At 60.6% G+C, this 4,273-nt stretch carries 3 protein-coding genes; all 3 read left to right on the top strand.

The features are described from left to right. The coding region (locus ABYV89_RS14895) for an NADP-dependent malic enzyme (RefSeq protein WP_432823723.1) at positions 1-1,914 on the top strand (1,914 nt) is incomplete at its 5' end. Positions 1,915-2,037: 123 nt separating this feature from the next. Then, entirely contained in the window at positions 2,038-3,426 is a 1,389-nt protein-coding gene (gene thrC, locus ABYV89_RS14890; RefSeq protein WP_432823722.1) for a threonine synthase, read from the top strand. Positions 3,427-3,633: 207 nt separating this feature from the next. Next, on the top strand, positions 3,634-4,273 hold a 640-nt coding region (locus tag ABYV89_RS14885; RefSeq protein ID WP_432823721.1), incomplete at its 3' end, for an iron-sulfur cluster assembly scaffold protein.

The following is a 4,273-nucleotide window of genomic DNA, read 5'->3' as shown; positions in this document are numbered from 1 at the left end:
GACGAACTGATCCGCACCGTCAAACTGCTCGAGCCGACCTTCGGCGGCATCAACCTCGAAGACATCAAGGGCCCCGAGTGCTTTTACATTGAAGAAGAACTCCAGAAGATCATGAATATCCCGGTCTTCCACGATGACCAGCACGGCACCGCGATCATCTCCGCCGCAGGGATGCTCAACGCCCTGGAGGTGGTCGGCAAAAAGGTCGAAGATGTCAAGATTGTTGTGAACGGCGCCGGTGCCGCCGGCATCGCCTGCGCGAATCTCGCCATCACCATGGGCATCGATAAAAACAATGTCATCCTCTGCGACACCAAGGGCGTCATCTACAAGGGCCGCACCGAGGGGATGAACGAGTACAAGGAGCGCCTGGCCGCCGAAACCGACGCCCGCACCCTGGACGACGCCATGGTCGGTGCCGACATCTTCTTCGGCGTATCCGCCAAGGGCGCGGTCACCGCTGAAATGCTCAAGTCGATGGCGAAGGATCCGATCGTGTTCGCCATGGCCAACCCTGACCCGGAGATCACGCCGCCCGAGGCCAAGGCCGTTCGCGATGACGTCATCATCGGCACCGGCCGCAGCGATTACAACAACCAGGTCAACAACGTTCTCTGTTTCCCCTTCCTGTTCCGCGGCGCCCTCGACACCCACGCCAGCGCCATCAACGCCGAGATGAAACTGGCTGCCGTGCATGCCCTGGCCAACCTGGCCAAGCAGGACGTCCCCGACTCGGTGCGCAAAGCTTACGGCGGCGAAGAGATCAAGTTCGGCCGAGAATACCTGATTCCCAAGCCGTTTGATCCCCGCGTCCTGCTTCACGTTGCCCCGGCCGTTGCCCAGGCCGCCATGGATACCGGCGTAGCCCGCCGTCCGATCCAGAACATGGAAAAGTACAAAGAGTCACTGGAGGCCCTGCAGGGCCGTTCCAAAGAAGTCATGCGTATTCTCATCAACAAGGCCAAGGCCAACCCGAAGCGGGTCGTCTTTCCTGAAGGGGAAGAGGACAAGGTCTTGCGGGCCGCCGCCATCCTGGTCGACGAGGGCATTGCCAAGCCGATTCTGCTTGGTGACCGTGAAGAGATCGAAGAGCGCATCAAATCGCTTAACCTCGACCTCGGCGCCGTTCAGATCATCGATCCGATGAAAGATCCGCAGAGCGACGTTTACGCGCAGGAATACTTTAAGCTGCGCCAGCGCAAAGGGGTCACCCTGGCGGAAGCCCGCCGGCAGATCCGCAAAAACCGCAACTACTACGGGTCGATGATGGTCCAGTCCGGCGATGCCGACACCCTCCTCTCCGGCATCAACCATCACTACCCGGACACCCTCCGCCCGGCCCTTGAAATCATCGGCAAGAAGGAAGGGCTGTCCAAGGTTCACGGCATGTACATGATGGTCACCAAAAAGGACGTGGTCTTTTTCGCCGACACCACGGTCACCATCGAGCCGACCGCCGAGGAACTGGCCGAAACCGCCATTCTGACCGCAGAAAAAGCCCGCCACTTCGACATCGAGCCGCGGGTCGCGATGCTTTCGTTCTCCAACTTCGGCAGCGCCGATCACCCGCTGACCCTTAATGTCAAGCGGGCTACCGCGCTGGTCAAGCAACGGGCCCCCGACCTGATCGTGGAAGGCGAAATCCAGGCCAATGTCGCTCTCGACCCCGAACTGATCGAGAAGCAATACCCGTTTTCGAAACTGAAAGGCAATGCCAACGTCTTCATCTTCCCCGACCTGCAATCGGGCAACATTTCCTACAAGCTGCTGCACAAACTCGGTGGCGCTGAAATGGTCGGGCCTATCCTGATGGGAACCAAGAAGCCGGTTCACGTTCTGCAGCGGGGGGACGACGTGGCGGATATCGTCAACATGGCCGCGGTCGCCGTTGTCGATGCCCAGGAAGCAGACTAAAATCACCCGATAGCCGAACACCGGGGGGAGCAGCAATGCTCCCCCCCTTTTTTATGCTTTCCCCTTCCCTGCCCCTGCCTTTCCTGCTAGAATGCGCCGATTAAAAACGAGGAGCGCAAAACCATGAAATACATGAGTACCCGCGGCCGCATCCGCAGCCTCTCATTCAAAGATGCCGTCATGATGGGATTGGCCGACGACGGCGGGCTGCTGCTGCCCGAATCGATCCCGACCCTGACGCCCGGCGATATCGCCGCGCTGGAAAAACTGGCCTATCCGGAACTGGCGTTTCAGCTTATCTCGAAGTTTGTCGGCGACATCCCCTCTGTCGACCTGAAAGACCTGATCGACCGTTCGTATGCGTCCTTCACCCATCCAGACATCACCCCGGTGGTTCACCACGACGGCGTCCATATTCTCGAACTCTTTCACGGCCCTACCCTCGCCTTCAAGGACGTTGCCCTGCAGTTTCTCGGCAACCTGTTCGAATATCTGTTAAAAGAGCGTGGCGAGAAGATGAACATCCTCGGCGCCACCTCGGGCGACACCGGCAGCGCCGCCATCTACGGGGTCCGGGGCAAGGAAAACATCAACATCTTCATCCTGCATCCCCATCAGAAGGTGTCCCCGATCCAGGAACTGCAGATGACCACGGTGACCGACCCGAACGTCTTCAACCTGGCGATCCGCGGCACCTTCGACGATGGCCAGAGGATCGTCAAAGAGATCTTCGGCGATCTCAGCTTCAAATCTGAATACTCGCTGGGAGCGGTCAATTCGATCAACTGGGCGCGGGTGCTGGCCCAGGTCGTCTACTATTTCTATGCCTGGGGCCGGGTGCGCAAGCAGACCGACTGCCGGCAGATCTGCTTCTCGGTGCCGACCGGCAATTTCGGCGATATTTTCGCCGGCTTCATCGCCAAGAAAATGGGGCTGCCGATCCGTCACCTGATCCTGGCCACCAACGAGAACAACATCCTGTCCCGCTTTGTCACCCGCGGTGACTACTCGATCAGCGACGTGGTGCAGACCTTCTCCCCCTCGATGGATATCCAGCTGGCGAGCAATTTTGAGCGCTACCTCTACTACCTGTACGACTGCCAGAGCGGACGGGTCCGCGAGGCCATGGCACAATTCTCCGCCAGCGGCCGTCTCAGCTTCAGCGAGGCCGAACTGGCCCGGGTGACCGGTGATTTCCTCGCCCTTTCGGTCGACGGCGAGCAAACCCTGGCCACCATCCGCGATTTCCACGCCAGAACCGGCTACGTGCTCGACCCGCACACCGCCGTCGGCGTCAGGGCGGCCAAAGAGCTCTCCGACGGCGAGGTTCCCGTGGTCTGCCTGGCGACCGCCCATCCGGCCAAGTTCGGCGACGCGGTCAAGCAGGCCATCGGCAGCGCCCCGGACATGCCGCCATCTTTGGCCGGCATCGAAAGCCGGGAGAAGCGCTGCGAAGTCATAGACGCCGACACGGCGACCGTGAAAAGCTACCTGACCGGCCACAGCCGGTAACTTTCGGCATTCTTCATAACGAACCCCTCGCGGGCCCCTGATACTTGATCAGGGGCCCGCTGCTTTTTGAACTTAGCGGCTCCCCCTCCCGCCCTGACAGGTGCCGCACTTTGCCCTCTGGCAACCATCGGGTAAGATAGAAAGACACCAACTGAAGCGGCCGGCCGCAGCTTGAGTTGTCTCGATCGGCCTGCCAGGAGAAACGGGATGCCTTGGGAATACAGCGAAAAAGTTCTCCAGTTGTTCATGGACGCCGTGCAGGGGAAGACCGGAACCCACATGGGAGAGCTGAAAAACCCGGACGGTTTCGGCGAGCACGGCTCCATCGTCTGCGGCGACGCCCTGCGCTTCTACTTCCGTGTCGATCGGCACCCGACCGACCCGACCCGCGATCTCATCACCCAGGCCCGCTACCTGACCTTCGGCTGCACCTCGGCCATCGCCTCTTCAGAGGCGCTCTGCGCCCTGCTCGAAGCGGGCGGCAAAACGCCGATCGAGGCGCTGCAGTTGACCAATCGGGATCTGGTCGATTTTCTCGGCGGGCTGCCGGAAGAAAAAATCCACTGTTCGGTCATGGGGGCCGAGGCGCTGCAGGCGGCGGTCATTGACTGGGCCCAAAAACGCGGGGTCGACCTGCAGCCCCACCTCCCCGAGCTGACGCAGAAAGAGGAGGAAAAAACCGGGCGCCTGGTGTGCAAATGCTTCACCGTCACCGAACCGTACCTGCGCCGGAAAATCCGCGAACTCAACCTGCACACCATTGAACAGATCACCAACACCCTCAAGGCCGGCGGGGCCTGCGGCTCCTGCCACCATGCCCCGGGCGGGCTGCAGGATCTCCTCGATG

This window comes from Trichloromonas sp. (assembly GCF_041583255.1).
Classification (GTDB): domain Bacteria; phylum Desulfobacterota; class Desulfuromonadia; order Desulfuromonadales; family Trichloromonadaceae; genus Trichloromonas.
This window is presented reverse-complemented; position numbering and strand designations above follow the sequence as displayed.

What these genes read in the sequence shown, in the direction of transcription:
- thrC (WP_432823722.1), top strand. Translation starts at nt 2,038, where the DNA reads ATGAAATACATGAGTACCCGCGGCCGCATCCGCAGCCTCTCATTCAAA.